This is a genomic window from Nocardia sp. AB354 (genome assembly GCF_049538315.1).
Taxonomy (GTDB): Bacteria; Actinomycetota; Actinomycetes; order Mycobacteriales; family Mycobacteriaceae; genus Nocardia; species Nocardia nova.
The window spans coordinates 105,388-132,249 of the sequence record NZ_JBMVFU010000003.1; the positions used below are offsets into that span (position 1 = coordinate 105,388).

At 66.8% G+C, this 26,862-nt stretch carries 25 protein-coding genes; 8 read left to right on the top strand and 17 right to left on the bottom strand.

Annotation, left to right across the window (positions count from 1 at the left end; genetic code table 11):
• Positions 1-31 precede the first annotated feature (31 nt).
• Together ACPCUW_RS05295 and ACPCUW_RS05300 are read right to left on the bottom strand one after the other, a co-directional pair.
• Entirely contained in the window at positions 32-793 is a 762-nt protein-coding gene (locus ACPCUW_RS05295; protein ID WP_030516814.1) for a decaprenylphospho-beta-D-erythro-pentofuranosid-2-ulose 2-reductase, read from the bottom strand.
• Positions 790-2,280, bottom strand: a complete 1,491-nt coding sequence (locus ACPCUW_RS05300) for an FAD-binding oxidoreductase (RefSeq protein WP_167356699.1) — start codon at positions 2,278-2,280, stop codon at positions 790-792. Before ACPCUW_RS05300 ends, ACPCUW_RS05295 begins: the two co-directional genes overlap by 4 nt.
• Before the next feature lie 142 nt (positions 2,281-2,422).
• Here ACPCUW_RS05300 and ACPCUW_RS05305 point away from each other — a divergent pair, with 142 nt between their 5' ends.
• Positions 2,423-2,905, top strand: coding sequence for a GtrA family protein (locus ACPCUW_RS05305; RefSeq protein WP_104379108.1), 483 nt, complete (start codon positions 2,423-2,425; stop codon positions 2,903-2,905).
• Positions 2,906-2,930: 25 nt separating this feature from the next.
• On the opposite strand, the gene ACPCUW_RS05310 is transcribed toward ACPCUW_RS05305, so the two are convergent.
• From ACPCUW_RS05310 to ACPCUW_RS05320, 3 genes are all read right to left on the bottom strand, one after another.
• A complete protein-coding gene (locus ACPCUW_RS05310) occupies positions 2,931-3,551 on the bottom strand; it encodes a pyridoxamine 5'-phosphate oxidase family protein (protein ID WP_305779603.1) in 621 nt (206 codons plus the stop codon).
• Between the two features lie 370 nt (positions 3,552-3,921).
• Positions 3,922-6,153, bottom strand: a complete 2,232-nt coding sequence (locus ACPCUW_RS05315; protein WP_423423840.1) for a molybdopterin-dependent oxidoreductase — start codon at positions 6,151-6,153, stop codon at positions 3,922-3,924.
• 110 nt (positions 6,154-6,263) lie between these two features.
• Positions 6,264-6,746, bottom strand: coding sequence for a hypothetical protein (locus tag ACPCUW_RS05320; protein ID WP_036525405.1), 483 nt, complete (start codon positions 6,744-6,746; stop codon positions 6,264-6,266).
• A gap of 367 nt (positions 6,747-7,113) precedes the next feature.
• Here ACPCUW_RS05320 and ACPCUW_RS05325 point away from each other — a divergent pair, with 367 nt between their 5' ends.
• Together ACPCUW_RS05325 and ACPCUW_RS05330 are read left to right on the top strand one after the other, a co-directional pair.
• Entirely contained in the window at positions 7,114-7,815 is a 702-nt protein-coding gene (locus tag ACPCUW_RS05325; protein ID WP_231509340.1) for a DUF4282 domain-containing protein, read from the top strand.
• 123 nt (positions 7,816-7,938) lie between these two features.
• Positions 7,939-8,811: a helix-turn-helix domain-containing protein gene (locus tag ACPCUW_RS05330; protein WP_423423841.1), complete on the top strand. Its 873-nt coding sequence runs from the start codon at positions 7,939-7,941 to the stop codon at positions 8,809-8,811.
• A 28-nt stretch (positions 8,812-8,839) separates the two neighbouring features.
• On the opposite strand, the gene ACPCUW_RS05335 is transcribed toward ACPCUW_RS05330, so the two are convergent.
• Positions 8,840-9,193, bottom strand: coding sequence for a MarR family winged helix-turn-helix transcriptional regulator (locus ACPCUW_RS05335; protein ID WP_036525409.1), 354 nt, complete (start codon positions 9,191-9,193; stop codon positions 8,840-8,842).
• 236 nt (positions 9,194-9,429) lie between these two features.
• Between ACPCUW_RS05335 and ACPCUW_RS05340 the strand changes: the two genes are divergently transcribed.
• Positions 9,430-10,896, top strand: coding sequence for an MFS transporter (locus tag ACPCUW_RS05340; RefSeq protein ID WP_423423842.1), 1,467 nt, complete (start codon positions 9,430-9,432; stop codon positions 10,894-10,896).
• Positions 10,897-10,957: 61 nt separating this feature from the next.
• Here the strand turns inward: ACPCUW_RS05340 and ACPCUW_RS05345 are convergent, their stop codons facing one another.
• Positions 10,958-11,515 carry a dTDP-4-dehydrorhamnose 3,5-epimerase family protein gene (locus tag ACPCUW_RS05345; protein WP_104362397.1) on the bottom strand — a complete coding sequence of 186 codons (558 nt, stop codon included), beginning with the start codon at positions 11,513-11,515 and terminating at the stop codon, positions 10,958-10,960.
• A 1-nt stretch (position 11,516) separates the two neighbouring features.
• Entirely contained in the window at positions 11,517-12,407 is an 891-nt protein-coding gene (rfbA, locus tag ACPCUW_RS05350) for a glucose-1-phosphate thymidylyltransferase RfbA (RefSeq protein WP_063016822.1), read from the bottom strand.
• A gap of 229 nt (positions 12,408-12,636) precedes the next feature.
• Between rfbA and ACPCUW_RS05355 the strand changes: the two genes are divergently transcribed.
• Positions 12,637-13,668, top strand: a complete 1,032-nt coding sequence (locus ACPCUW_RS05355; protein ID WP_423423843.1) for an alpha/beta hydrolase — start codon at positions 12,637-12,639, stop codon at positions 13,666-13,668.
• A gap of 202 nt (positions 13,669-13,870) precedes the next feature.
• On the opposite strand, the gene ACPCUW_RS05360 is transcribed toward ACPCUW_RS05355, so the two are convergent.
• Complete coding sequence (locus ACPCUW_RS05360; RefSeq protein WP_393524250.1) at positions 13,871-14,578, bottom strand: hypothetical protein; 708 nt, start codon at positions 14,576-14,578, stop codon at positions 13,871-13,873.
• A 296-nt stretch (positions 14,579-14,874) separates the two neighbouring features.
• Between ACPCUW_RS05360 and rfbB the strand changes: the two genes are divergently transcribed.
• Positions 14,875-15,876, top strand: a complete 1,002-nt coding sequence (gene rfbB, locus ACPCUW_RS05365; protein WP_423423844.1) for a dTDP-glucose 4,6-dehydratase — start codon at positions 14,875-14,877, stop codon at positions 15,874-15,876.
• Here rfbB and ACPCUW_RS05370 read toward each other — a convergent pair.
• Positions 15,873-17,474, bottom strand: coding sequence for a DUF2142 domain-containing protein (locus tag ACPCUW_RS05370; RefSeq protein ID WP_423423845.1), 1,602 nt, complete (start codon positions 17,472-17,474; stop codon positions 15,873-15,875). The genes rfbB and ACPCUW_RS05370 overlap by 4 nt on opposite strands.
• A complete protein-coding gene (locus tag ACPCUW_RS05375) occupies positions 17,474-18,439 on the bottom strand; it encodes a glycosyltransferase (protein WP_063007002.1) in 966 nt (321 codons plus the stop codon). The genes ACPCUW_RS05370 and ACPCUW_RS05375 overlap by 1 nt, the downstream gene beginning before the upstream one ends.
• 227 nt (positions 18,440-18,666) lie before the next feature.
• Here ACPCUW_RS05375 and ACPCUW_RS05380 point away from each other — a divergent pair, with 227 nt between their 5' ends.
• Both ACPCUW_RS05380 and ACPCUW_RS05385 read left to right on the top strand, forming a co-directional pair.
• Entirely contained in the window at positions 18,667-19,194 is a 528-nt protein-coding gene (locus ACPCUW_RS05380; RefSeq protein WP_063010840.1) for a GtrA family protein, read from the top strand.
• 149 nt (positions 19,195-19,343) lie between these two features.
• The gene (locus ACPCUW_RS05385) at positions 19,344-21,239 is read left to right on the top strand and encodes a glycosyltransferase (RefSeq protein WP_063010807.1); all 1,896 of its coding nucleotides are present in this window, start codon (positions 19,344-19,346) and stop codon (positions 21,237-21,239) included.
• Positions 21,240-21,295: 56 nt separating this feature from the next.
• Here the strand turns inward: ACPCUW_RS05385 and ACPCUW_RS05390 are convergent, their stop codons facing one another.
• From ACPCUW_RS05390 to ACPCUW_RS05415, 6 genes are all read right to left on the bottom strand, one after another.
• Complete coding sequence (locus ACPCUW_RS05390; protein ID WP_423423846.1) at positions 21,296-21,739, bottom strand: hypothetical protein; 444 nt, start codon at positions 21,737-21,739, stop codon at positions 21,296-21,298.
• A 172-nt stretch (positions 21,740-21,911) separates the two neighbouring features.
• Positions 21,912-22,760, bottom strand: coding sequence for an SDR family oxidoreductase (locus ACPCUW_RS05395; RefSeq protein ID WP_063010811.1), 849 nt, complete (start codon positions 22,758-22,760; stop codon positions 21,912-21,914).
• A 128-nt stretch (positions 22,761-22,888) separates the two neighbouring features.
• Positions 22,889-23,965, bottom strand: a complete 1,077-nt coding sequence (gene rsgA / locus ACPCUW_RS05400) for a ribosome small subunit-dependent GTPase A (protein WP_423423847.1) — start codon at positions 23,963-23,965, stop codon at positions 22,889-22,891.
• Positions 23,966-24,238: 273 nt separating this feature from the next.
• Positions 24,239-25,027, bottom strand: a complete 789-nt coding sequence (locus ACPCUW_RS05405; protein ID WP_423423848.1) for a hypothetical protein — start codon at positions 25,025-25,027, stop codon at positions 24,239-24,241.
• A gap of 32 nt (positions 25,028-25,059) precedes the next feature.
• Positions 25,060-25,983 carry a glycosyltransferase gene (locus tag ACPCUW_RS05410; RefSeq protein WP_063010842.1) on the bottom strand — a complete coding sequence of 308 codons (924 nt, stop codon included), beginning with the start codon at positions 25,981-25,983 and terminating at the stop codon, positions 25,060-25,062.
• A 71-nt stretch (positions 25,984-26,054) separates the two neighbouring features.
• Positions 26,055-26,861 (bottom strand): ABC transporter ATP-binding protein, encoded by an 807-nt coding sequence (locus ACPCUW_RS05415; protein WP_036497055.1) that lies wholly within the window; start codon positions 26,859-26,861, stop codon positions 26,055-26,057.
• Position 26,862: the final 1 nt, after the last annotated feature.

Here is a 26,862-nt window from a genome sequence, read left to right on the forward strand (position 1 = left end):
ACTCTCCTTCGCGGCTCGAAATCGAACCGATCTAGATGGGAAGTCTGCGGAAGATCGGGCGCGGAACGTGGCGCAGGATCATCATGACCCAGCGGAACGTACCCGGCGCCCAGACCAGTTCCTTACCCTTCTCGGACGCCGAAACCGCAAGCACCGCAACGTCTTCCTTGTTCACCGTGAGCGGTGCCTCGGCGACGTGCGCGGAGAACTGGGTGCGCACCTGGCCCGGCCGCACCACGGTAACGCGCGGGCCGTGCGGGCGCAGCGCCTCGCCCAGGCCGAGATAGAACCCGTCCAGACCGGCCTTGGTGGAGCCGTAGACGAAGTTGGCGCGCTTGACGCGCTCACCGGCCACCGAGGACATGACGATGATCCGCCCGAAGCCCTGGGCCTTCATCTTCTCGCCGACGAGCACGCCGACCGATACGCCCGCGGTGTAGTTGACCTCGGCGACCCGCACGGCCTTGAGCTGGTTCTGCCACAGCTCCTCGGCGTCGCCGTCGAGCGCGAAGGCGACGATCGCGACATCGATATCGCCGTCGGCCCAGGCCTGTTCGATCACCTTGGGGTGGCTGCCGGTGTCCAGCGCGTCGAAGTCGACGATCTCGACCTTCGACGCGCCCGCGGCCTCCAGCTGAGCGACCGACTGCGCGCGCAACGGATCGTTCGGCAGCGCCGCGAGCACCACTCGCGCCGGGCCCTTCTTCAAGTACTCCTCGACGATCGCGAGGCCGATCTCCGAGGTACCGCCCAAAAGCAGAATGTTCTGCGGGTTACCTACCGCGTTGATCACTGCAGCTCCAGCCTTCTTGCCATATCGGACATGAAAACGCCTGTGGGATCGACACTTCGGCGGACCTTGATCCACTCGTCGATCTTGGGATACATCTTGTGGAAGGTCTCCGCGGTGGTCCGGGAGTCCTTCGCCGTGTAGAGGCGACCGCCGAATTCCAGGACGCGACGGTCCAATTCGGTGACCAGTTCGTTGAGGCCCGGACGCACGGGGAAATCGACGCAGATGTTCCAGCCCTCCATGGGGAAGCTCAGCGGCGCCTGGTTGCCCGGCCCGAAGAACTTCAGCACATTGAGCGCCGAGTAGTGACCGGAACGCTGGATGTCGACGATGATCTTGGTGAATTCGTCCAGCGCCTCGGGCGGCAGGACGAACTGATACTGGATGAAACCGGCCGATCCGTAGGCCCGATTCCACTCCGAGACCACGTCCAGCATGTGATAGAACTGCGTCAAGTTCATGATCTTGCCGGTGTAGTTGCCGCCGAGCGCGTAGTACGCCTCGCCGACCATGCCGAGCGTGAGCTTGTTGGCCGCGAAACTCGGGAAGATGTTCGGCACCGTCAGCAGATTCGGCGCGTCGAACTTCAGCGGATTGGCGCGCAGCTTCTTCGGCAGTTCGTCCAACTTGGCCAGGCGGCCGCGAGAAACGTTGGCGCGCCCCAGCTTCGGCGGTGCGCTGATCACGTCGAACCAGGTCGAGGAGTAGGTGTAGTTCTCCTCGGAGCCGTCCTTGTGTACGGCGATGGTCTCGTCCAGCGTCGTGGTCTTGATGCCGTCGGCGATGAAGTAGGCCGTCTCGGTCGGCGTCATCTCGATCGTGGCGCGCAGGATGATGCCGGTCAGGCCGTTGCCGCCGACGGTCGCCCAGAACAGCTTGGCGTTCTTCTTGGGACCGATGTGCTGAATCTTGCCGTCGGCGGTCAGCAGGTCGATCGAACGCACGTGGTTGCCGAAGCTGCCGGCGCTGTGGTGGTTCTTGCCGTGGATATCGGAGGCGATGGCGCCGCCGACGGTCACCTGCCGGGTGCCGGGCAGGACCGGAACCCACAGGCCGAACGGGAGCGCGGCCTTCATCAGCTGATCGAGGCTGACGCCCGCATCCACATCGACCAGGTGGCTGTCACGGTCGATCCGGTGGATGTTGTTCAGCGCCGACATGTCGATGACGAGGCCGCCACCGTTCTGCGCATGGTCACCGTAGGACCGGCCGAGCCCGCGCGCGATCACACCGCGTCGCAGGTACGCCGGCTTGGACTCGTTGTCCTCCGCGACCATGGCCACGGCCTTGGCGATCAGTTCCGGATCGCCGGTCGAGAGCACTTCGGAGGTGGAGGGAGCGGTACGACCCCATCCGGTCAGTCGACGGGTATGCGTCGGCAGCGAAAAGCTGTCGGCGGAGCCGTTGCTGCTTGCCTGTGACGCCTCGCCGTCGCCCGCGGAGTTCGCAGGACCCGCGGCGGTGGAGGTCTGAGCTTTCGTGGACATCGGCATAGAGGCTACAGGTATGGCCGGGGCAGGGGTCGGCTGTCGCGTGTCCGCGGCCCACTCGAGGCGGATTTCACAGCGGCGACCGGGGCGGGAGCGCGGTTGTCGCGGCGTGTGCGGCGCGACCCGCTACTCTCGTGCCGTGAGTGCGGAACCCCATCTTCCTCTTCCGGCCGAGTTGCCCCTGGTAGACGAGCCGGGCGGTACGGATGTCGATCTGAAGACGCAGATTGTCCGGTTCGTCCTCACCGGCGGATTGTCGGCGGTGGTCGACTTCGGGCTGTACGTGCTGCTCATGGCCCTATTCGGGGTCCCGCGCGATTTCGCCAAGGCCTGTAGTTTCATCGTCGGTACCACCACGGCGTATCTGATCAACCGGCGCTGGACGTTCAAGGCGCCGCCGAGCCGCAGCCGGTTCGTGGCGGTAGTGATCCTCTACGCGGTGACCTTCGCGGCGCAGGTGGGTATCAACGCGCTGCTCAACGACACCCTGCCCGCGATGTCGGTGGATATCGCCGGCCATTCGGTGAAGGGTGCGGTGCTGATCGCCTTCGTCATCGCGCAGGGCGTGGCCACCGTGATCAACTTCGTCGTGCAGCGTGCGGTGATCTTCAAGATCCGCTGACGTTCGGATCGCCTATCCCGAACCGTCAACCCTCCGCGACGAGGGCCCGCGCCTGCGCCTTGGCGCCGAAGTAGTCCCCACCCTTGGCCCGCGGACTGTCGGTACCCCATTCCCGCTCCTCGCGGGCGGCCGGCGTCAGGTGCGGGATGTGCTTTCTGCAGTGGATGTAGGCCTCCTCGACATCCACGACCACCCACCGCTCGGCGACCCGGCCGCGCTCGGCCGGCGGCAGGTCGGGTACCCGGCCTCGCAACGACTGATCGTCGACGATGCGTGCCGATCCGTTGATATGCAGCCCGACCAGGTCGCGGACGAAGTCGATCATCAGGATGCCGACGTGCGGATTCTCCAGGATGTTGCCGAGGGAGGCCATCACTCCGTTGCCGCGGTATTCCGGATAGGCGACCGTGCGGTCGTCGATGACGTGCACGAATCCGGGTTTGCCGGCCCGGAAGCTGGTATCGCATTCACCGTGCCGGTCGGCGGTGGCGATGAAGGCCATATCCATCCGTCCCACGAACTCGCGCATGCGTGAGTTGAGGCTGTTCAGCACCTGTTCGTCGTAGAAACGCTCCGCGCGCTCCTCGGTGCCGAATCGGCGTTGCAGTTCTCGCTCGCCGTCACTGCCGCCTGTGGAACCGGACATGCCACACCCCTCCGGGTAGCTGAGATCCGCACGTGGATGGTTCGGCGTTGAACCTGAAATATGTCGAAATCCTATAGGAACGAACGTGTTTCGGATGGCGAAATCAGCGAACCGGCAGATGGGCGCACTGTCTGTGAAGACAATCTGTGAGCTGAGCCGCTACCGCGCATCAGTCTCGCGTACGGGACAGGTGCGCGGCAGCGCCCGACATGCCGTTTGCCTCAGGGCTGCTGGCCGAATTCGAAGGGTGCCGGCGGCCGGACTGCTTGCGAGCGTGCGCTTTTCACATTTACGAGTACGGAGATAGCGCGCGGGTTGCCCGCTGCGCCACGAGCGCTATCCCCCTTGCACGTGCCGACCGGTCGGAGAATCACACCGGCGTGATGGTCACCGGAACCCCGTTGAACACCGCATTCCCGGACACGGCGTCGATGCGGGAATCATCGGTCAGGGCATTGGCATTCACGCCGGCGTGCTCCCGCGCGACCGTCTGGGTACTGCCCGAATGTCCCCATCCGTGCGGCAGGCTCACCACGCCGGGCATGATCCGGTCGTTCGGTTCCACCGGCACGGTCAGCTTTCCGGCCGCCGATTCGATCGCGGCCAGATCGCCGAGCCCGAGGCGGGCGACGTCGTCGGGATGAATATGCAGCGTGCAGGTATTGGAGCCGCCGACCAGCGCCGGTACATTGTGCATCCAGCTGTTGTTCGACCGCAGCTGCCGCCGGCCGATCAAGACCACATCCGGTCGGGCAGCGGACAATTCGGCCACCAGCCGGGTCGTATCGTCGAGCAGCGGCTGGGGCGCCAGCTCCACCTTCCGGGAGGCGGTGCGCAGCACACCGGGCAGTCGCGGTCGCAGCGCACCCAGGTCGACGCCGTGCGGATTGTCGAGGAGAACCTGCAGGTTCAGTCCCTCGGGCGCCCCGTTCTCGCCGGTGCCGATGTCCACCGGCTGACGATCGGGATTCCACTCGCCGTACGGGCCCAGGCGCAGCATCATGTCGATGCGCTGCTCGGTGGTGTCGGCGCCGATCAATTCGCCGCGTCGCTCGGTGAGACCTGCCTTGTGCAGCGTGCCGGCGATGATCAGCTCGTCCACCTCGGCGACGTAATCGCGCCCGGGCTCCGGTCGCTGCCCCGCCAGGGAAAGTGCGAGGCGGGCAAGTATTTCCGGTTCCGAGGGCCGATCGTCCGGCAGGGCGACCAGCGGCGGGGAATAGCGGGCGTAGTTGTGCACCGCGAACTGCAGCAGCGCGAAATCGTAGTGCGGCGCCTGCAGTGTGCGCGGCGGCGGCAGGATCACATCCGCATGGCGGGTGGTCTCGTTGAGGTAGCGATCCACGCTGACCATGAAGTCCAGCCCGGCCAGCGCTTCGCCCAGCCGTGCGCCCGCGGGCGCCGAGAGCACCGGATTGCCGGCCACCGTCACCAGCATCCGGACCTGTCCCTCACCGGGTGTGAGAATTTCGTCGGCCAGCGTCGCGACGGGGAATTCGCCCATGGCTTCGGGCAATTCGCGCACCCGGCTGGTCCAGCGCCCGAGCCGGAACGGCCGCGTCCGCACGATGCCCAGTGCCGCGGCGGTCGCGAACATCGCGCCGCCGGGCCGGTCGAGATTGCCGGTGAGCACGTTGATCACATCCACCAGCCACTGCGTGAGAGTGCCGAATTCGGCGGTGCAGGTGCCGATGCGCGCATAGACCGCGGCCGTCGGCGCCGCGGCCAGCTCCCGCGCCAGCCGCGCCACGGTCTCGGCGGGGATGCCCGTGCGTGCCTGCACGGCCTCGGGCGTGAACGGGACTGCCGCCGAACGGATCTGTTCGAGTCCCGCCACCTCGACTCGGATATGGGTCAGATCCTCCGCGAAGAGTGTGTGCACGATGCCGAACAGCAGATAGGCATCGCTTCCGGGCCGGATGAACAGATGCTCGTCGGCGAGGTCCGCGGTCCGGGTGCGCCGCGGATCGACCACGACCAGCCGCCCGCCGCGTTTGCGCAGCGCCTTCAACCGGCCCGGATAGTCCGGGGCGGTACACAGCGAGCCGTTGGACTCCAGCGGATTGGCGCCGAGCATCAGCAGGTAGTCGGTGCGGTCCAGATCGGGTACCGCGACCGTTAGCGGATCGCCGAACATGAGCCCGCTCGACACCTGCTTCGGCATCTGATCGGCGGTACTGGCCGAGTACAGATTGCGCGTGCTCAACGCCCGGATGAGCGCCGGCACGTACAGCGCGCCGGCGACTGTGTGCGCATTCGGATTGCCCAGATACAGCGCCGCGGCCTGGCGGCCGTATTCGTCGAGGACGGCCGGGGCACGCTCGGCGATGAGGTCGAAGGCCTCGGTCCAGGTGGCCTGGCGCCAGGTGTCGGTGGCGCGATCACGGATGATCGGTTCGGCCAGCCGATCGGGGTCGGCGTCCAGCGCCCCGAGGCTCGCGCCCTTCGGGCAGATGAAGCCGCGGCTGAACGGGTCCTCACGGTCGCCGCGCACGCGCGTCACCCGGTCCTGAGCGTCCAGGGTGATCTCGAGTCCGCAGACGGCCTCGCACAGCGGGCAGGTGCGGTGGGTGGTCCGGGCTTCTGCGGTGACGCGTGACATGGATCCATCATCGTCGGCGACTCGTCGTCGCGCCGAGATTCATTCGAAATGCACGAAAACCGCGAAACCGCGAGAACAGTGTCGTTCTCGCGGTTTCGCGGATGGTCGATTCAGCTGGCGATGCGAGCGACCTGCGGCTTACGGCCGGAGTTCGCCGAACGCACGGCCGCGGCGATCGCGACGACCGGCGGCAGCCAGCGGGCCTCGGTCGGCGCTACACCCCAGCAGGCCTCGCCGGCCGAGAGCTGGGTGGGCGGCAACGGGATGCCCGCACCGTCGGTGTAGACGATCGCGCCGGCCGCGCGCAGCGCCTCGAGCGCCATCGCGGCCTTGGCGAGTCCGGTCACCAGGTGGATCTCGCGGCGCTCGGCGCCCGGGATCTCGATCACCGGTCCGGACAGGTTGTTGGCCCGCAGGAATCGGCGCACGTTCGCGGCCAGTTCGCCGGCGACCTCGATACCCGACACATTCGTGTCGGTGATCAGGCAGATGCCGTTGGCCGTTTCAGCGACCGTCCACCCGCGCTGGATGTAGTCCTGCGCGGTAGCGGCCAACGTCGCCGCGTGGACGGAAGTCGGAAACGCTGTACGCACTGTGTTCTCCATTCCCCGGGTAGATCTGGGTCCTGCGTCGGTGTTCATGGGACGTATCGGGCCGCGCTACCGGCGGTGTTACAACTTGGTGGAAATTTCTTCGTGATGGTCGGATACGTCACAGGGTCGGGCGGTGATCGCCGGTGGCTATGAACCTTTCGGACCGCCGTTCGCCGCCGTTGTGAACTGCTACGACTACCACCTTTGTGCGCGTCGCTGTGAATCGAATGCGTTGCGGCTGTTGATTCCCTGGCAGGTCGCTGGGAAGAAATGGGATGAAAGTGTGATGTGAGTCGCATGTGACCGATGGGATTCGATCCCGCCGGGAGATTGCTCGCTTCCGCTGTGCCGGGAGAGGATTCGAATCATGAGCGACGACCCGCAGCGGCCCAGGAACCGGGACTCCGATACCGCCGGCGCGCGCGATTCCGCTGGGGGCGCACGAAATATGGACGAAGCACCCGAGTCGCCGGCCGAACGTGCCGGAATCGACGACCGGTCCGGCGAAGGCGAACCGGGCGACGCCGACTACGCGGTGGAATCGCGCTGGCTCGCATGGAAGGACTCCGCACGACGACGCCGGTCGCCGGACGATGCCGCCGAGGAGAGCGACACCGCCGAGGAGGACGAGCGGCCCGAACCGTTCCGGAGTCCGGGCGCCTTCCGGGCCTGGTGCGGTGCGGCCGCCCGCGCGCTGCTGGATGTGCAGTTCCGCACCCCGGCCACGCGCACGCTGCTGCCGCTGGCCTATCTCCTGGGACTGGCCTTCGCGGTCGGCATCCCCCTGGTCCTGGTCGTGGTCCTGTGGCAGGTATCCGCACTGCTGGGATTGATCTTCGCGATCGTGGTGGCGGTGCCGCTCGGCCTGACCATCGCGGCCTCGGTGCGATTGGCTCTGGAATTCCTGGTCAACGCCTCGCGGCTGGCAACCCGGGTGGAACACATCAACACCCTCGCCGATGATCTGTTCCGCGCTCTGTCCGATGTCGCCGAGCCGGTGAACCAGCTCTCGGAAGACGTTCGCGCGGTGCAGTTCTGGCGGTTCCGCAAGCGTCCCCCGCGCAAGTAGCAGCGCACCGGCGGCCCGGCCGATCGGCGCGGCTGTCGGGCGTTGTTCTGTTGTGCAACAATCCGTTCGGGGGTGTCCGGAGCGAATCCCGATGCCCGCGAAGCTTTCTGCCGAGGGGGAAAAATGGCTTCACCGCAGGGGATCACAGGTTCGACCATGCCGCGGCGGCAACTGGGCCGCCGGTTGCGTGACCTGCGCAATCGCGCCCGGATGACGACCCGGGTGGCCGCTCGCCGGCTGGAATGGTCGGAGGCCAAGATCTGGCGGATCGAGACCGGTCAGACCTCCCTGCGCAGCCTCGACGTGGAAGCCATGTGCAAGATCTACGGCGCACCCGAGGCCGAGCTGGAACCCCTCACCGCTCTCGCCCGTGAAACCAAGGCGCGCGGTTGGTGGGCTCCCTACAGTGACGTGATCGCCGAGGGTTTCGACGTGTACATCGGCCTGGAAGAGGCCGCGACCGAAATCTCCACCTTCGAGAACGAATTCGTGCCGGGCCTGCTGCAGACCGAGGACTACACCCGCGCGCTGCTGACCGCGGCCCGGCCGAATCTGAGCCCCGCCGATATCGAGCGCCGGATCGAGGTGCGCGGGCAGCGGCAGCGTCTGCTCACCCGCACCCCGGAGCAGGTGCGGCTGGTGGCGATCATCGCCGAATCGCTGCTGTGGCGGCGGATCGGTGATTCGGCTGTGATCGCGGGGCAACTGGATCATCTGCGCCGCATGTGTGAGCGCCCGAATATCGACATTCGTCTGGTGCCCAACGATTCCGGTTACCACGACGGTCTCGATTCCGGGCGATTCGTCCTGTTGGAATTCGGCGCGGCCGGCGCGGAAACGACCGAGCCGCCGGTCGTTTACGTCGAAAATTTCGGCGTATCCACCTATTTCGACAAAAATTCCGACATCGACCGCTATCGAGGCGCATTCGCGAATATCCGCGCGGCCTCGGTGGACGGGAGGGCGGCCCTGGACGAGGCCATCGCCGCCGCCTGACGCGCTACCGGATTCGGTACCGGCGAATTCAGTGCAGGGTGCGTTCCAATACTTCGCGATGAGTCGGAACGGCGGCCGTATGGAGCGCGCGGCCCTTGTCGGTGAGGCAGACGAAGATCGCGCGGCGGTCCTCGGTGCACAGGGTGCGATCGACCAGTCCGTCGCGTTCGAGCCGTGCCACCGTACGGGACAGTGCGCTCTGGCTCAGGTGGATGTCGTGGGCCAGATCGCTCATCCGGTAGCTGTCGCAGGAGGCGTCGACCAGGCGGTCCAGCGTCTCGAACTCACTCAGGCCGATGTGGTGTTCGCGCTGCAGGTCCTTCTCCAGCGCACAGGACACCGCGGCATGACGAGCGAGTAGATCGCGCCACTCGCCGACCAAGCCGCCCGGCCCGTCGTTCCGGCCGGCCGGAGACGGGCAACCGGCCTCGGTATCACTCGGCGCGGTGGACGGCAGACCTGCGGCGAGCTCCGTATCCGGTGCCACCGCGTCCGTCGAATGCGCCGGAAACGCTGTCGACGCCTTTGTCATGTCGCCATCCTAGTGCCTGGGGCAGGTTCATGCAACCGCATTAAATGCTTGTGCATTAGATGCGCACGCATGTAATGTTCCGCGACATGACTTCCACAGCAACACTTCCGGCCGCTTCGGCGGCCGATACTCGGTGGCCGATCCGGCTCTGGGGCATGCTCATCACGCTGTGCATCGTGCTGTTCCTGGACGGCCTCGACGTCTCGATGGTCGGCGTCGCGCTGCCGTCCATCGGTACCGAACTCCATCTCGAAACCTCGACCCTGCAGTGGCTGGTCAGCGGATACGTGCTCGGCTACGGCGGTCTGTTGCTGCTCGGTGGCCGCACCGCCGATCTGCTGGGCCGGCGCAAGGTCTTCCTCATCGCACTGGCCGTCTTCGCGGTCGCCTCCCTGGCGGGCGGGCTGGTCAGTTCCGGGCCGCTGCTGATCGCGACCCGCTTCGTCAAGGGGCTGGCGGCCGCCTTCACCGCGCCGACCGGGTTGTCGATCATCACCACGAACTTCGCCGAGGGGCCCGCGCGCAACAAGGCGCTGTCCATCTACACCGTCTTCGGTGCGGGCGGCTACTCCATGGGTCTGGTCTTCGGTGGCCTGATGACCGGTTTCGGCTGGCGCTGGACCTTCCTGCTGCCGGTGCCGATCGCGCTGGCCGCCCTGGTCTCCGCGGCGATCCTGGTGCCGAAGGACAAGGGTGACACCGCCGAGGGCGGTCACGATCTGCTGGGTGCGCTGTTCTCCACCGCCGCCATGCTGCTGCTGGTCTACACCGTGGTGTCCGCACCGCAGGCCGGCTGGGGTTCGGCGCGCACCGTGGGCTCGTTCGCGGCTGTGCTCGTCCTGTTCGCCGCGTTCGTCGCGGTGGAGAAGCGGGTGCGGCATCCGCTGATCCGGCTGGGCATCCTGCGCAAGGCCACGTTGGTGCGAGCCAGTCTGGTGATCGTCGCGGTGGCGGGTTCCTACTTCAGCTGGCAGTTCATCGTCACCCTGTACCTGCAGGACAGCCTGGGCTGGTCGCCGCTGACCCTGGCGATGGCGCTGCTGCCGGTGGGGGTGCTGGTGGCGCTGTCGTCGGTGTTCTCCGACAAGCTGGTGGACCGCTTCGGCACCGGCCCGATCATCGCGGTCACCACCACCGTCATGGCGATCGGCTACCTGCTGTTCCTGCGCATCGACACCGCACCGTCCTATCTCGCGGTCATCCTGCCCGCGGTGCTGCTGATCGGCATCGGATGGATCGGCTTCCCGGCCATCAACATTCAGGCCACCAACGGCATCGAGAACGAGGAACAGGGCCTGGCGGCCGGCGTGCTGCAGACCTCCATGCAGGTCGGCGCGGCCATCGTCCTCGCCATCACCACCGCGCTGATCTCCTCGGGGCCGCACGGCAATTCACCGCAGGCGGTGCTCGACAGCTACCGTCCGGGCCTGATCTTCGCGGGCATCGCGGCGATCATCGGCGCCCTCATCGCCTTCACCCACTTCCTGCCTGCCCGCAAGAAGCGGCAGGAGGTCGAGGAGTCCGAACAGGCACCGGAACTCGCGGCGGCCTGAGGTTCCACCCCGAGCGCCACGCCCTGCTCATCGGTTCGAGCCGGGCGTGGCGTTTGCGCGTTCAGCGCAGTTCGCGCAGGCGCGGTGCGGCCGCGTCCTTCGGCGAGCGAAGGAAGGTCAGCGGAGTGCCGTCGGAACCGACCGTGGGCCAGTCGATTCCGAGATCCGGGTCGAATGCGTCCAGGTCCCGGTCGAATTCGGGGGTGTATTCGAGCGAACACAGATAGGTGACGGTGGAATCGTCGGCCAGTGACAGCAAGGCGTGGCCGAGTCCTTCGGAGAGAAAGACCGAGCGGCGCGAGACGTCGTCGATCACGACACTGTCCCAGCGGCCGAAGGTCGGGGAGTCGCGGCGCAGATCGACCACGACGTCCAGGAAGGCGCCGCGCATGCATGTGACGTATTTCGCCTGGCCGGGCGGATTTTCGGTGTAGTGGATGCCACGCAGGACACCCGCGGCCGAGGTGGAGGTGTTCATCTGCAGCAGGTCCAGGGGCCGTCCGGTCGCCTTCTCGAATTCCGAGGCCTTGAACGTCTCGGCGAAGACGCCGCGCTCGTCACCGCGTAACTGCGGCGTGAACTCCCACGCACCCGGGACCGCCAGTTCTCGAATCCGCATCTCAACCGTCCTGTCCGTAGCGATCGTCGCGCCCGCGATTCAGCAGGTCCAGCAGGTAGGTCCCGTATCCGGAGCGCACCAGCGGCTCGGCCAGCCGACATAGCTGTTCGTCGTCGATGAAGCCCATCCGCCAGGCCACCTCCTCCGGGACGCCGATCTTGAGTCCCTGGCGTTCCTCGATGGTGCGCACGTAATTGGCGGCGTCCAGCAGCGAATCGAAGGTGCCGGTATCGAGCCACGCGGTGCCGCGCGCGAGGGTCTCGACCTGCAATCGCCCCTGTTCGAGGTACGTGCGGTTGATATCGGTGATCTCGTATTCCCCGCGCGCGGACGGTCGCAGTCCCCGGGCGATCTCGACGACGTCGTTGTCGTAGAAATAGAGGCCGGGAATGGCGTAGTTGGACCGCGGGAGTTTCGGCTTCTCCTCGATGGAAACGGCTCTGCCCCGGTCGAATTCGATCACGCCGTAGGCCGAGGGATCGGAGACCCGATAGGCGAAGACCGCGCCGCCGTCGAGTCCGTCGAAGCGTCGCAGCCGGGTGCCCAGGCCGGGACCGTGGAAGATGTTGTCGCCGAGCACCAGTGCCGCGCATTCGCCGCCGATGTGGTCGGCGCCCAGCACGAACGCCCGGGCCAGGCCGTCGGGTTCGGGTTGCACCACGTAGTCGATCGCCAGGCCGAACTGGGTACCGTCGCCGAGCAGCCGGCGGAAGGCCTCGGCATCCTCGGGCGTGGTGATCACCAGGATGTCGCGAATGCCCGCCAGCATCAGCGTGGACAGCGGGTAGTAGACCATCGGCTTGTCGTACACCGGGACCAGTTGCTTGCTGACCCCGCGCGTGATCGGGTGCAGCCGGGACCCGGTGCCCCCGGCCAGAATGATTCCGCGCATGTGACGCAAGTCTGCCAGCTCTCGCCCACTCGGGCTCGATGAGGTTCCGACTGGACCGCGAAATGGTCACGATGGTTTCGCCGCGGCCTGGTCGGGCGATCAAGTATTGCGTAGGTCACACATCCGTGGTGTTCTGAAACATGAGTGTGTGAGATGTCAGCGCCGACACCTCAGCTACCGAATCTGCCGGTAGCCGGTCGCTCGGCGCCGAGTGGCAGGTAGGTGCGCGATGACCGCGATTCCCATCGGCGAGGCCGAATACCGGCCGGGGTTCGAACCCGGTGTTGTCGTGGATCCGGTGGTGGTGAACCCGGACCGTGCGAGTCTGCATTCGCAAGCGGTGTTGTTCACCTGCCGGGGCGTGGTGGGCCCCGTTATCCGGCGCTACCCGATCACCCCGATGACCATGCCGGTCGCGCGGGTCCTGATCGACCGGCTGGCGGCACTGCGCCCGCAGGTGCGTGGCGTGGAACGCGAACAGGTGCGGATGAGCGGCTTCCGGATGGAGATCATCCGCCCGGCCGGCGCCCGGCGATCCCTGCGCGACGGCGCCGTGATGTACATGCACGGGGGCGGCTTCTTCCTGTGCGGACTGGACTCGCACCGGCCGGTGGCGGCCAGCCTGGCGCGTCGTACGGGGCTGCCGGTGGTGAACGTGGACTATCGGCAACTGCCCGGGACGAATATCGCCGGCTCGGTCGAGGACTGCCTGACGGCCTATCGCTGGTTGTTACGGCACGGCGCCGATCCCTCGCGCATCGTCTTCGCCGGAGATTCGGCGGGCGGTTTCCTCACCTTCGCCACCGCACTGCGGGCGGCGCAGGCCGGCTTGCCCGGTCCGGCCGGCCTGGTCGGCCTGTCGCCGCTGCTGGATCTCGATTACCGGGTCAAGGGCGAGTACATGAACGTCGGTCGCGACGCCTACATCCCGATGGCGGCGGTGCGGCAGATGGTGCGGTACGGGGCCGAGGCGGAGCAACCGCTGGACCCGGCGCTGTCCCCGGTCAACGGATCGCTCACCGGCCTGCCGCCGGCCCTGCTGATCGTCGGTGAGGACGAATTGCTGCGCTGCGACAGCGAATTGATGGCCCACCGGCTCACCGCGGCCGGGGTGCCGAATTCGCTGGAGCTGTGGCGCGGACAGGTCCACGCCTTCATGAGCATCCTGCCGAATATGCCGGAGAGCCGGGCCGCGCTGGCCCGGGTGGCGCGATTCGTGCGGGCGCGGGTCGAACCGGAAGAGGCCGCGCGGACCGCCTGACAGGTACGGGCCGGAGGCGGCAGCGGAGCGTAACCACGGAGGGCCGGACCTGTCAGGCGCATCGAACACCGCCTGACAGGTACGGGCCGGAGGCGGAGCGTAACCACGGAAACGACAGTGCCCCGCCCACCGTGACGGTGGGCGGGGCACTGTCTCTGATCCGAGGTATCCGCCCGCTCAGGGGGACGGGCAGCCTGCGGAATTACTTGGCCGGCGCCGGCGGGTTGAACGGCGCGGTGGTGGTGGCGAAGTACTGGATCGCGGCGCCGATCGCGACCGGAGCGGTCACGAAGATCTGGCCGGCGAGCACACCCAGGAAGCCGACGGCGGCAGCACCGGCGACACAGCCGCCCAGCGGGCCGGCGCCGAACAGGGCGAGCAGCGCACCGGTCGCGGCGAGACCGATAGCGGCGCCCGCGACACAGCCGATGAGCGCGCCGCCGATACCACCGGCCAGGGTGCCGATGGTGGCGCCGGTGGCGATGGTGTCCTTCATACGGGTGAAGGCGGCGACCTCACGGTCGTAGGGGGTCTTCCACGGAGCCGAGTCCTCGAACGGCAGGGCGACCGGCTTGTAGACCGCGTGCGCCATGTCGTACTGGGGGGTCAGGGTGGCGGTGTTGCCGGAGATGTCGGCGGCGATCGGGAACTCGAAGTCGTCGACCCGGAAGTTCAGCGGGGTGCCGGCGAGCACGGCGCCGTTGGCGGCCTTGATCTCCAGCATGCCGTTCTCGTTGACGATCGAGCCGCCGTCGGTCTTGATAATCGCTTTGTCGTTCTCGACGCTGGCCTTGTAGTAGACGCTCTCGGGCGCCGCGGGGGCCGCGGGGTCGGCCGTGGCAGTTCCGGCCGCGACACCGACAGCGGCGACCAGCATGGCGGCGGTCGCGACGAATTTCCTCATCATCATTTTCTGCGGAACCTCGATACAGAGTGGTTCTGGGACATGAGAAATAGAAATCGACGTCAGCTAACGAGCGGTGAACCTGTTGTGTCCGTTCATTCAAATTCTGTTCACCGTCGGGTTCTTGCCGATTGTCAGGTTGCGGAAACATGCAGTATGCGTGCGGTTTTCGGACACCGCCTCCAATTCGAACAAAAGGGACATAAAGCATGTGGTGTGACGAAGGTCACACCTATGTGTACGGCCGGTGTGACTCGGTGGTGATTCGGAGCGCGTATTCGCGCCCGCGTTAGGGTGGCATCGTGCGATTGCTCGTAACCGGCGGAGCCGGATTCATCGGCGCGAACTTCGTCCATCACACCGTGGCGGATCGTCCGGACGTCCGCATCACCGTGCTCGACGCACTGACCTATGCCGGAAATCGCGCCTCGCTGGCGCCGATCGAGGACCGGATCGAGTTCGTACACGGCGATATTGCCGATTCCGGTCTGGTGGACCGCCTGGTCTCCACAGCCGACGCGGTGGTGCATTTCGCGGCCGAATCGCACAACGACAATTCGCTGGCCCGGCCGCGGTCGTTCGTGCAGACCAATATCGTCGGCACGTTCACCCTGCTGGAGGCCGTGCGCAAATACGATGTGCGCTACCACCACATCTCGACCGACGAGGTCTACGGCGACCTCGAAGCCGACGATCCGGCGTTCACCGAAAACACCCCTTACCAACCGTCCAGCCCGTATTCGGCGACCAAGGCCTCCAGCGATCTGCTGGTCCGTGCGTGGGTGCGCTCGTTCGGGGTGCGGGCGACGATCTCCAACTGCAGCAACAACTACGGGCCGTATCAGCATGTGGAGAAATTCATCCCGCGCCAGATCACCAATCTGATCGACGGCGTGCGACCGCGCCTCTACGGTGCCGGACATCAGATCCGGGACTGGATTCACGTCACCGATCACAATCGCGCGGTGTGGGAGATTCTCGAGCGCGGCCGCATCGGGCAGACCTATCTGATCGGCGCCGACGGTGAACTGGACAATCGGACCGTGGTGGAGTTGCTGCTCGCCGAATTCGGCCGGGACCCCGGCGATTTCGATCACGTCACCGATCGGCCCGGACACGATCAGCGCTACGCCATCGATGCCACCCTGCTGCGCACCGAACTGGGCTGGCGGCCGCATTACGGCGATTTCCGGGCCGGACTGGCCGCGACCGTCGCCTGGTACCGCGACAACGAGGCGTGGTGGCGCCCGCAGAAGGAACACACCGAACGCGCGTACGCGGCGGCCGGCGAAAAGGTGCTCTAGCCCCAGATCAGGACGTTGTATTTGATCGCGGCCGCGGTCAGTGCCACCACGGTCGCGACCACCACCGTGATCGCCGGTCCGCGTACCGGCGTCACGCCGCGGGAATCGCTCAGGCGCAACGGCATCCACCGCAGCAGCACCGCGAATCCGGCGATCGCCAGCGGCACGAAATAGCGCCCCTGCACGCCGTCGATCATCCAGTAACCCACGGGCGTGAAGGACATGTACAGCGTCACGTAGATCATCGCGACACTGGCCAGTACGGCGAGCGCGACGATCCAGGTGCGCCACCGGTTACCGGTCAGCCGATCCGCGATTCCGACGCTCACCGCCAATGCCAGCAGGCAGGCCAGGATCGACAGCGCGGGAACGTCCACATAGGCGAATCCGAGCTCGCCGAAGAATTGGGTGAACCATTTCTCGTCCCGGTACCAGATGCTGTCACCGAAAGTATTGGCGAAATGCACCGGATTCGAAAGAATTTCGTGCAGCTGATCGCCCGGACGCACCGAATGCCATTCGGCCGGCTTGCGCATCAGCCCCATACCGTCGCCGGTCGGCGCGGCGATCTTCATCCATACCGCGAACAGGATCGCGCCCAGCGCCGCGAAACACCACGGCAGCCAGCGCAGCACCTTCCCGAACCCGTACTGCCGGGCGGGAATCAGCACCACCAGCATGGCGAGGATGACGTAGGTCGGCTTGCTCAGCGGCAGCGCCAGCGTCGCCGCCAATGCGGCGGCCACCTCCGGCTTCGTCAGCCGGGTGTCGAGGAAGACGCCCTTCACCACCAGGCACGACACCAGGACGGCCAGGGCGTTGGTGACGGTGTCGGCGGTGACCGTACCCGCCTGGAACAGGGCGATCGGCAGCACCGCGACCGTGAAGGCCAGCCACTGGATCCGGAACGCTCGCAGCGCCCGCAGCGCGAATGCCACGATCACCAGATAGGCGAGCAATCCGGCCAGCCGGGTGAGCAGCACCGTATCGCCGACATCGAGCCCGACGGCCTGCGCCAGCCGAATACCCACGGCCCCGGGCACATACGGCAGCGGGGAGTAGGCGGCGGTGTTGGTGAACCACATCTGCTTGGTCGCGGTCGTGGTCACCGGCGCGGAACCCAGCCGGTCGTAGGCGGTTTCGTCGGCGGCGAGCGGGGCCGGCTCGGTCGGGTGACGGTTGTAGTCGGTGAAGGCGTAGCCCATCAGCCCGTCGATGCTCAACGGGATCTGGCCGCCGTAGGAGACGCCGCGGTCGTCGGTGATCCGTTCGGGGGTGAACCCGCCGTGCGCCACCTGATACGCGCGGCCGAACTGCGTGATCTCGTCATGCCCCCAGAACGGCGGCGTGATGGTCGCGAACACGATGCCGAAGACGCCCGCCACCAGGACGAACACGGCCGCGGCCGGTCCGAGGTTGCGTGCGACGGGGGACCAGGCGCGCCGGAGCGGACCGGCGGGCCGTCGCTCCTCGTCGGCCCGGCTGCTTCCGCGGCTCACCTCGTCGCGCGTCGGCTGCTCGGTATCGGGTTCACCGGTCACCTCGCCGGGGCCGGAGGACTGCCTGTCAGAGGCCTCCTTGTCGGCCTGGGTCGTCATCAGTGTGCCTGCCGGACCTGCTCGGGCGTTTCGACGCCGACGGCCGAATACCGCAGGTACATGAGGCGGGCGGCCTCGTGCCGGGACCGGCGGATGCCGTCGAGGATCAGACCGGCGGTCCACGCCAGGCTGCCCAGCAGCAGCAGCGTGAAGCCGAGGAACAGCGTCGGGAACCGCGGCACCTGGTGGATTTCGTAGAATTGGATAACGATCGGCACGATCAGAATGATCGAGATCAGCCAGGCCAGCGTCCCGAACAGCCCGTAGAACGCGACCGGGCGTTCGTGCCGGGCCAGGCCGAAGATCAGGCCCAGGATCTTGAATCCGTCGTGGTAGGTGCGCAGCTTGGATTCACTGCCCTCCGGCCGATCGCGGAATCCCACCCGCACCGAGGTCTGCGGCACCCGCAGATGCAGCGAATGCACGGTCAATTCGGTTTCGATCTCGAATTCGCGCGACACCGCGGGGAAACTCTTCACGAAGCGACGCGAGAACACCCGGTAGCCGGAGAGCATATCTTCGACGTTCTCGCCGAACACCTTGCCGACCACGCCGTTGAGCACGCGGTTACCGGCTTCGTGGCCCGCGCGGTACGCCTGCGTGCCCTCGTCCTCTTTCCGCACGCCGAGGACGTGGTCGTAGGGGCCGGACAGCAGCGCCTCGATCATCTTCGGAGCGGCGAAGGCGTCGTAGGTGTCGTCGCCGTCGATCATCAGGTAGACATCGGCCTCGATATCGGCGAACGCGCGCCGGACCACGTTGCCCTTGCCCTTGACGGTCTCGGTGCGCACGATCGCGCCCGCCTCGCGGGCACGTTCGGCGGTGGCGTCCGTGCTGCGGTTGTCGTAGACGTAGACGTCGATGCCCGGCACGGCAGCCTTGAGGTCCGTGACGACCTTGGCGACCGCAGCCTCCTCGTTGTGGCAGGGCACGACTGCGGCGATGCGAAGCTCGGTGGGGTTCACCCCGTCAATCCCTCATTTGATCGGCCGATGAAATACGGAACACCGGGAGGGTACAGGCCGGCGCCCGACCCGCGCCCGCTAACCCTCACTGTGTCGGCTGCGGGCCGGTGTGCCCGCCCCGACCTCGCGCCCTGTGGCTCCGCTGTGAGCCGCCCGAACACACCCCGGCGAGCCGCACTCCGGCCTGCGTCACGCGGTGGGGAACCCGGGTGCGGTACCGTCGCCGGGTGGCCAGCAGTGAGACGGCGACCGAACCGGTCGATCGAACCGGCGATAGCTTGCGACACAAGGTCGTCACCGCCTTGCGGCAGGGATCGGCCTTTCTGGTGGTCGGCGCGATCGGCTTTCTCGTCGACGCCGGAACCTACAACGTGCTGGTCTTCTGGGGCGGCGACGGCGTTCTGAATCAGGCGCCGCTGCTCGCCAAGATCATCTCGATTCTGGTGGCCACGGTGGTCACGTATTTCGGCAACAAATGGTGGACTTTCGCGCACAAGCAAGGCGGCAGTCCCGCTCGCGAATATCTGCTGTACACCGTTTTCAATGTGGTTGCCATCGGATTGCAGCTCGGGTGCCTCGGATTCTCCCGATATGTGTTGCACCTGTCCTCCCCGCTGGCGGACAACATCTCCGGCACCCTGATCGGCCAGATCGTGGCGGTGGTTTTCCGCTACTGGGCCTACGACACTTTCGTCTTCGCCGAGTCCCGCTCGGATCGGGATTTGCGGGACACCCGCACCCGGTCGGGCCGGTGATCGTGCTTCGCAATTGTCGATCACCGGCCCTCCGGTCGAACTCCGCGACATGAGACGGACATAATGGGTATCGCTCGCACCGAGCCCGCACTTGACCGCGCCCGCGCCGTATTCGGCGCCATCGGACACTGTTTACGAGGGATTCCACCATGGATCAGTCGGCTGGCCAGGCCGTGACCGCAACCGAGAACGCTCCGCGGATCGCCGAGCCCGCACCCGGCGCCCTGCGGACCGAGCACCGCGCCCCCGACCGCCTGGTTCTGGCCCGCGGCATCTTCACCGGCCCGGCGCCCAAGATCAGCGACGAACTGTATGCGGTGGTCAAGGGCAAATCGCATCGCGAACGGCTGTCGCTGCGGCTGGAAAAGGGCGCGCACGCCCACACCAACACCTATTTCGGCCGGTTCGCGGCCAGCTACTGGCAGCGCTGGACGACGGTGACCGAGGTCGAGGTCTCGATGCGGGTCGCGGTCGGCGACCGGGCCCGGATCCGGCTGGCTGCCTCCGATATCGCCGGGCACCGGCGCATCATCGACTCCGCGGACGTGGATTCCGACGGGACGGTCACCCTGCGGGCCCCGCTGGACCAGTACGTGGACGGCGGTGCGCTGTGGGTCGAATTCGATGCTGTCGGAGGCGAACTCGCGATCGGTGAGCTCACCTGGACCGCCGCCGCTCCGGACCGGGTCCGCCCGGTCGCGATCGCGATCTGCACCTTCAACCGGGCCGAGGACTGCGCGCACACGGTCGCCGCACTCGCCTCGGATCCGGAAGTGCTGGCCGCCATCGACGCGGTGTACGTGGTCGACCAGGGCACGGACCTGGTCTCGGACCGGGAGCTGTTCCAGCAGACGCAGCCGCTCTTCGGTGACAAACTGCGCTACATCCGGCAGCCGAATCTCGGCGGTGCGGGCGGATTCACCCGCGGGCTGTACGAGGTGTCGGCGGCGAACGAGCACGCCGACGTCATCCTGATGGACGACGACATCCTCTGCGAGCCCGAAACGGTATTGCGGCTCAACGCCTTTGCCAATCTCACGGTGGAGCCGACGCTGGTCGGCGCGCAGATGCTGTTCCTGCTGAACCCCGACTATCTCAACGTCGGCGCCGAGGAGGTGCACCTGAACGAGCTGCGGCACGGTCAGAAGGTGCCCAAGGCGTTGCGCAACACCAGCATGCTCAAGCGCAATCAGGAGCGCCGCGTCGACGCCGGCTACAACGCCTGGTGGACCTGCCTGATCCCGGCCGAGGTGGTGGCCCGGATCGGACTGCCGCTGCCGATCTTCTTCCAGTGGGACGACGTCGAATACGGCGTCCGCGCCCGCGAGGCGGGATTCGTGACCGTGACGCTGCCGAATGCGGCGGTCTGGCACGCGGACTTCTACTGGAAGGATTTCGACGACTGGGCACGCTACTTCAGCATGCGCAATTCGCTCATCGTCAGCTCCATGCACACCGATCTCGATCCGAAGGCGGTGACCCGCAAGCTGTTCCGTGAGATCGCCGAATACCTGGTGGGTATGCAGTACGGCCTCGCGCACACCACGCTGCAGGGCATCGAGGACTTCCTGCAGGGCCCGAAGATCTTGCGCGACGGCGGAATTCAGGCTTTGGCCACCGCTCGCACCAGCCGCGCCGACTACGGCGAGACCAAGAAGCACGCGGCCGCGACCGCACCGGTCCGGCAGTCGGATGTCCAGCTCCGCCGCGCGGGCGGTGAACCGAGCCGCCCGCTGCTGGTGCTGGTCAAGCGCGCGATCCAGCAGTGGACCGGGCGTACCCAGCACGGCGTCGTGGCCGTCACCCGCGAGGATGCGCACTGGTGGCACCTGGCGCTGTTCGACCACGTCGTGGTCACCGACGCCTCCCAGTCCGGCGTGCGAATCCGGCAGCGCGACAAGGAGAAAGCTCGCGCCCTGCTGCTGCGCACCCTCCGAGTCCTGCGCCGGCTGCGCCGCGAACTTCCGGAGCTGAGCCGGCAGTACCGGGCGGCCGCGCCGGAACTGACCAGCCGCGAGAACTGGGAACGGCTGTACGGCATCTGATTCGCGATGCCCGCCCGGTGCGTTCGCACCGGGCGGGCATTGGCGTTCGCCGCAGCTCAGCGGCCGAACGAGCCCGTCGGAGGCGGCGGTGGATTGTTGTCGACCACTGCGCCGAGATATCGGTACGAGGTCGGGTAGGTCGGTTCCGGGAGGTCCGGGACGAACCGCGGCGGCTGCTGCTTCCAGGTGCCGTCGGGTTCCATGTCGGGCGGCGGAGTCTCCCAGTGACCGGGGCCGCTCACCATAGGACACCCGTCGTTGATGCGGCTGTCACCGTGCGGCGGCACCCACGCCGTACCCCGGACCGTGCCACCCAGGCCGGAGCAGACGACCTCGGCATCCACCCGGTAGGTGTCGTCGTTGTCGTTGTGACAGCCGGCCCGGTCGCAGAACACACCGGGTGAGACCTCGACGGCCGATGCCCCGGCCGCGCCCCCGATCAGCGTGCTCGCGGCGACGGCCGATACGACCGCGACGCCGAAAATCCAGCGGTACCCCATCGCGAATCAACTCCCCTCGATATCGCTGCCGGGAACTCTACCCCGCACGGCCGAAAACCGTTGTGGCATTTTCGCACTCCTGTCGACAGCCCGACCCGAGCACCAACCTATCGGCGTCGGATCGGGCTGTCGGTAGTGGCAACACCACAGTGTTCGCGGAGTGCGGACCGGCTTACAGGAACAGGTCCGTGGTCAGCGGGCCGTCACCGGGGACCACGCGGTACTTGTCCAGATCGGTGATGCCGTGCGCGTTCAGCACCTCGTCGTCGATGAAGAAGTTGCCGGTGGTGTCCTTGGCGGGAGAGGTGAGGACCAGGTAGGCGGCGTCGGCGTAGATGTCGGGGGTGCGGGAGGTCTGGACCATTTCCTCACCGCCGAGCAGGTTGCGGACCGCGGCGGTGGCGATCGTCGTGCGCGGCCACAGCGAGTTCACACCGATGCCGTACTTGCGCAGTTCCTCGGCCAAACCCAAAGTGGTGAGCGACATTCCGTACTTGGCGATGGTGTAACCCAGCGAGCTGCCCGCCCACTTCGGGTCGAGGTTCAGCGGCGGCGACAGGGTGAGGATGTGCGGGTTGCGGCCGGCCTCGGCCGATTCCCGCAATGCGGGGATGCTGGTCTTCGACAGCAGGAAACTGCCGCGGCAGTTGATGTCCTGCATCAGGTCGTACTTCTTCATCGACAGCGTTTCGGTCGGCGACAGATCGATCGCCGAGGCGTTGTTGACGACGATATCGATTCCGCCGAACCGCTCGACGGTTTGACGCACGGCTTCGGCGACGCCCTCGTCGTCGCGCACATCGCCGACGAACTTGTGGACTCGACCGCCCGCGGCCTCGAGCTCCTCGGCCGCGGTGTGGATCGTGCCCGGCAGTTTCGGATGCGGCTGGTCGGTCTTGGCGATCAGCGTGATGTTCGCACCGTCGGCGGCGGCCCGCTTGGCGATCTCCAGGCCGATGCCGCGGCTGCCGCCCGACATGATCATGGTGCGGCCGGCCAGTGGCTTACCAGCTTCGGTCATATCCCTGCTCCCATCTGTGCGATCACCCCGGCTCCATGATCGGCGATGCCGTGGAGGCCGGGGTGCTGAACTACCCGATTCGCACAGTAGGGCACCGAGCGAGGCTATGCAACCAGTTGCATAGCCGGTCAGCGCCGATGGCGACGAGGATCACGTTCCTTGTACATTCGCCGCTGCGATTTGCTGATGTCGCGCCACACCCGCTCTTGTTCGGCTCGCAACCGCGCATCGCTGCGGGCGGCGAGCCGCTCGTTCTCGCGCTGCAATTTGCGATAGCTGTCCAGTCGTCGCTGCGGCAGTTCGCCGCTCCGGATGGCCGCGAGAATCGCGCATCCGGGTTCGGTGCGGTGTTCGCAGTCGGAGAATCGGCATTGCGCTGCCAGTGATTCGATATCGGTGAAGGTCCGGGCCAGACCCTGTTCGGCATCCCAGAGCCCGATCGCCCGGAGCCCCGGCGTGTCGATCAGAGTTCCGCCGCCGGGAATCGGCCGCAACTCGCGATGGACCGTGGTGTGCCGCCCGCGCTTGTCCGAGGCGCGAACCCCGTCCGTCGCGAAGACTTCCTCGCCCAGCAGCGCATTCGCCAGGGTCGACTTGCCGGCGCCGGACGATCCGATCAGCGCGACCGTTCCGGCCGCCACCGCACGCAGCACATCCATACCGGCGCCGGTCGTTGCCGAGACGGCCAGCACCGCCGCATCCGGCGCGGCGGCACGCACCTCGGACAGGGAAATATCCGGCGACAGATCGCATTTCGTCAGCACCACCAGCGGCTGCGCGCCGGACTCCCAGACCAGGGCCAGCATCCGCTCGATGCGACCCAGGTCGATCCCACCGTCGGCGGCGACACAGATCGCGACGGTATCCACATTGGTGGCAAGCACCTGCGCGTCGGAACGTCCGGATACCGTCGCGCGCTGCAGAATCGTGCGGCGCGGCACCAACTTTCGTACCGTGAACGCCGGGCCGGCGGTCGATTCGGCCGGTGCGACGGCGACCCAGTCACCGGTACACAGGCCGTTGATGTTGGTATCCGCCCGCGGACAGTCGGCGCGCGCGAGCCCGTCGGGCATCGCGACATCGCATTCACTGCGATCCATCCGGATCACGCGGGCCGGGACCCAGCCGGTATCGAGCAGTCCTGTGTACGCGGCGGAGAGGTCGGCAGTCCAGCCGTAAGGAATGAGACGGTCGTAATCGACCATGAGGGGAGACATCCTTCGTCGGGCACCGAGCCCGCGAAGGGCTCAGTGCATGGGGAGAAGAGTGGAAATACGTGCGGCGGAGCGCTTCTCGGTCCGATACCGGGCTCCGGCCGCGACAATCCGACTGTCGACGTTCACGTATTCCACCTCCTCGACCCTCTCGTGTCTCGCTACTCGGTTCGGTCGCGTGCGCGACCGGATGTACAAACGATGACAGCCCGCCGCGCGGGCCGCAACGTATTTTCCGGGCCTACGTCTTCCCGGGCTGCGCGATCAGAGTGAGCAGGCGATCAGCAACTGCAGCAGGATGAACACCCCGACCACGCCGAGGCTGATGTAGGACACGATCGCGCCCGGCGCGGCCTGCGGCACCGGCCCGATCGCACCGTTGATGAAGGCGATCGCGGGCGATTTGTAGTACACGTGGGTGCTGTGGCCCTCGGCGACCGGCACGGTCGTCTCGGCCGGTCCCATATCCCACAGCCACTTGGTCGCCACTCGCACGTGGTGCTGCCCGGGACCGACCGGAATGTGGGTTTGTCCCCACTTCGCCATCGGCACCTCCATGCCGTTGACGATGATCTTCGGGCCGGTCAGCGCGAGCAGGAATCCCAGCGGGAAGTACGAGGCGTCGACGACGATGCCCTGCGGTCCGGGCTGCGGCTGGAACTGCGCCGCCGGGCCGTAGGGTCCGTATTGTCCTTGCGGCGCAACGGGATTGGGCGCGCCGTAGGGCGTCGGCCCGCCGTTGACCTGCTGCTGACCGGGATACGGTTGCGCCCCGTACGGATTCGCCGGCGGCTGACCGTAGGGCTGCGGCGGAGCCGGGGGAGCGCCCCACCCCGGCGCCTGATGCGGCTGGGACACGTTGTGCGGCTGGGGAATATGTGGCTGCGAGCCCGCGTGCGGCTGCGGATATCCCGGTGCGGCAACGGCTCCGCTACCGCCGTGCGGCGGCGGCGCGCCGTAGGGGCCGTTCGGCTGCGGCGGGGGATACGGCTGTGCACCGTTCGGTTGGAATGGTTGCCCATAGGGTGGCTGCCCACCGTAGGGGTTGCTCACAGCCGTTACCTCCTCATGCGAAAAGCACTGATCTAACCGGGTTTATGGAACTGCTCGCGTCGCCCCAGACGCCGCAGTCGCAACCATTCTCGCAGACCGGCCGGATCTTTTTGCTGTACGAGGAAGAACCAGGAGAACCGCGCCCATTCCTGGGGTAGCAGTTTCCGCATCCCGGGCTGTGCCATCAAATAGCCACGGTTGCGGTAGGTGAAATAGCGTTTGACCGGATCGTCCGGATATTGGGTGTGCATGCGGCCGCCGAGAATCGGCTTGAATTCCGCCGACCCGTTCGGGTGCAGATACGCCGTCTGCAAACAGGTTCCGAACGGCAGGCCCGAGCGCACCAGTCGCCGGTGCACCTCCACCTCGTCGCCGCGCACGAACAGCCGCAGATCCGGCACGCCGATCACCTCGAGCGCCTCGGCGGAGATCAGGGCGCCGTTGAACAGCGACGCGATACCGGGCAGGAAGTCCTCGTCACCGAGTTCGGACCGCAGCCGCCGCCACACCACGCCGCGGCGCAGCGGAAACGCCAGCCGATCCGGATCGTCGATATCGGCCACCACCGGCGAGACCTCCGAAAGGCCGTGGCGCTCGGCGCAATCGAGCAACTTCTCGAGCACGTCCGGGCCCTCGGGGCGGCCGTCGTCGTCGGCCAGCCACACCCAGTCCGCGCCCATGGTCAGCGCGTGCAGCATGCCGAGGGCGAAGCCGCCCGCACCACCCAGGTTGTGTTCGGAACCCAGATAGGTGGATTCGATCGGCTGTTCTTCCACCAGCTCGCCGACCTCGGGCTCGTTGCCGTTGTCGATGACGATCAGATGGTCGATCGGGCGGGTCTGCGCGGCGAGCACTTTCAGCGATTCGCTCAGCAGTTCCCGGCGTTTGTGGGTCACGACCACCGCGATGATCCGGGCCACTCCGCTGTCCGCGGACGAGGCCGCCTGATCACTCATGTCCATATCCTTGTTCTCCGGGACATGCCCCCTCCGCGCTCGACCGCCCATGTCCGGGTCTGCGGCGGAGGTCATGCGGGATTGCGTTCGAGTTCGAGCTCACGCAGGATCTGCTTCACGTGATCGCCCGCCTCGGGGCCCTCGTACGCGCGGACCACATCCTCGATATCACCCTGCATGCGCAGCGTGCCGTGGTCGATCCACATTGCGGTATCGCACAATTGGGCCAGGAATTCGTTGGAATGACTGCAGAACACCAGGATTCCGGAGCGCGCCACCAGATCGCGCAGCCGGTTGCGGGCCTTCTTCATGAATTCCGCGTCGACCGCGCCGATACCCTCGTCCAGCAGCAGGATCTCCGGATCGATCGAGGTCACCACGCCCATCGCCAGCCGCACCCGCATACCCGTGGAATAGGTGCGCAGCGGCATGTTCAGGTATTCACCGAGTTCGGTGAAGTCGGCGATCTCGTCGACCTTGGCGAGCATCTGCTTGCGGGTCTGACCGAGGAACAGCCCGCGGATGATGATGTTCTCGTAGCCGGAGATCTCCGGATCCATACCGACGCCGAGGTCGAACACCGGCGCCACCCGGCCACGCACGCGCGCAGTGCCGCGGGTGGGCTCGTAGATTCCCGAGAGCAGCCGCAGCAGCGTCGACTTCCCGGCGCCGTTGTGGCCCACCAGGCCGACCCGGTCACCCTCCTTCAGCGACAGCGTGATGTCGCGCAGGGCCTCGACCACGACCACATCGGACTGATTGCGCCCGATGGATCCGCCGGCCTTGCCCAGGAACGCCTTCTTCAGCGACCGTGACTTGGCGTCGAAGATGGGAAACTCCACCCACGCCTGGTGGGTTTCGATGCTTACTCCGGTCATA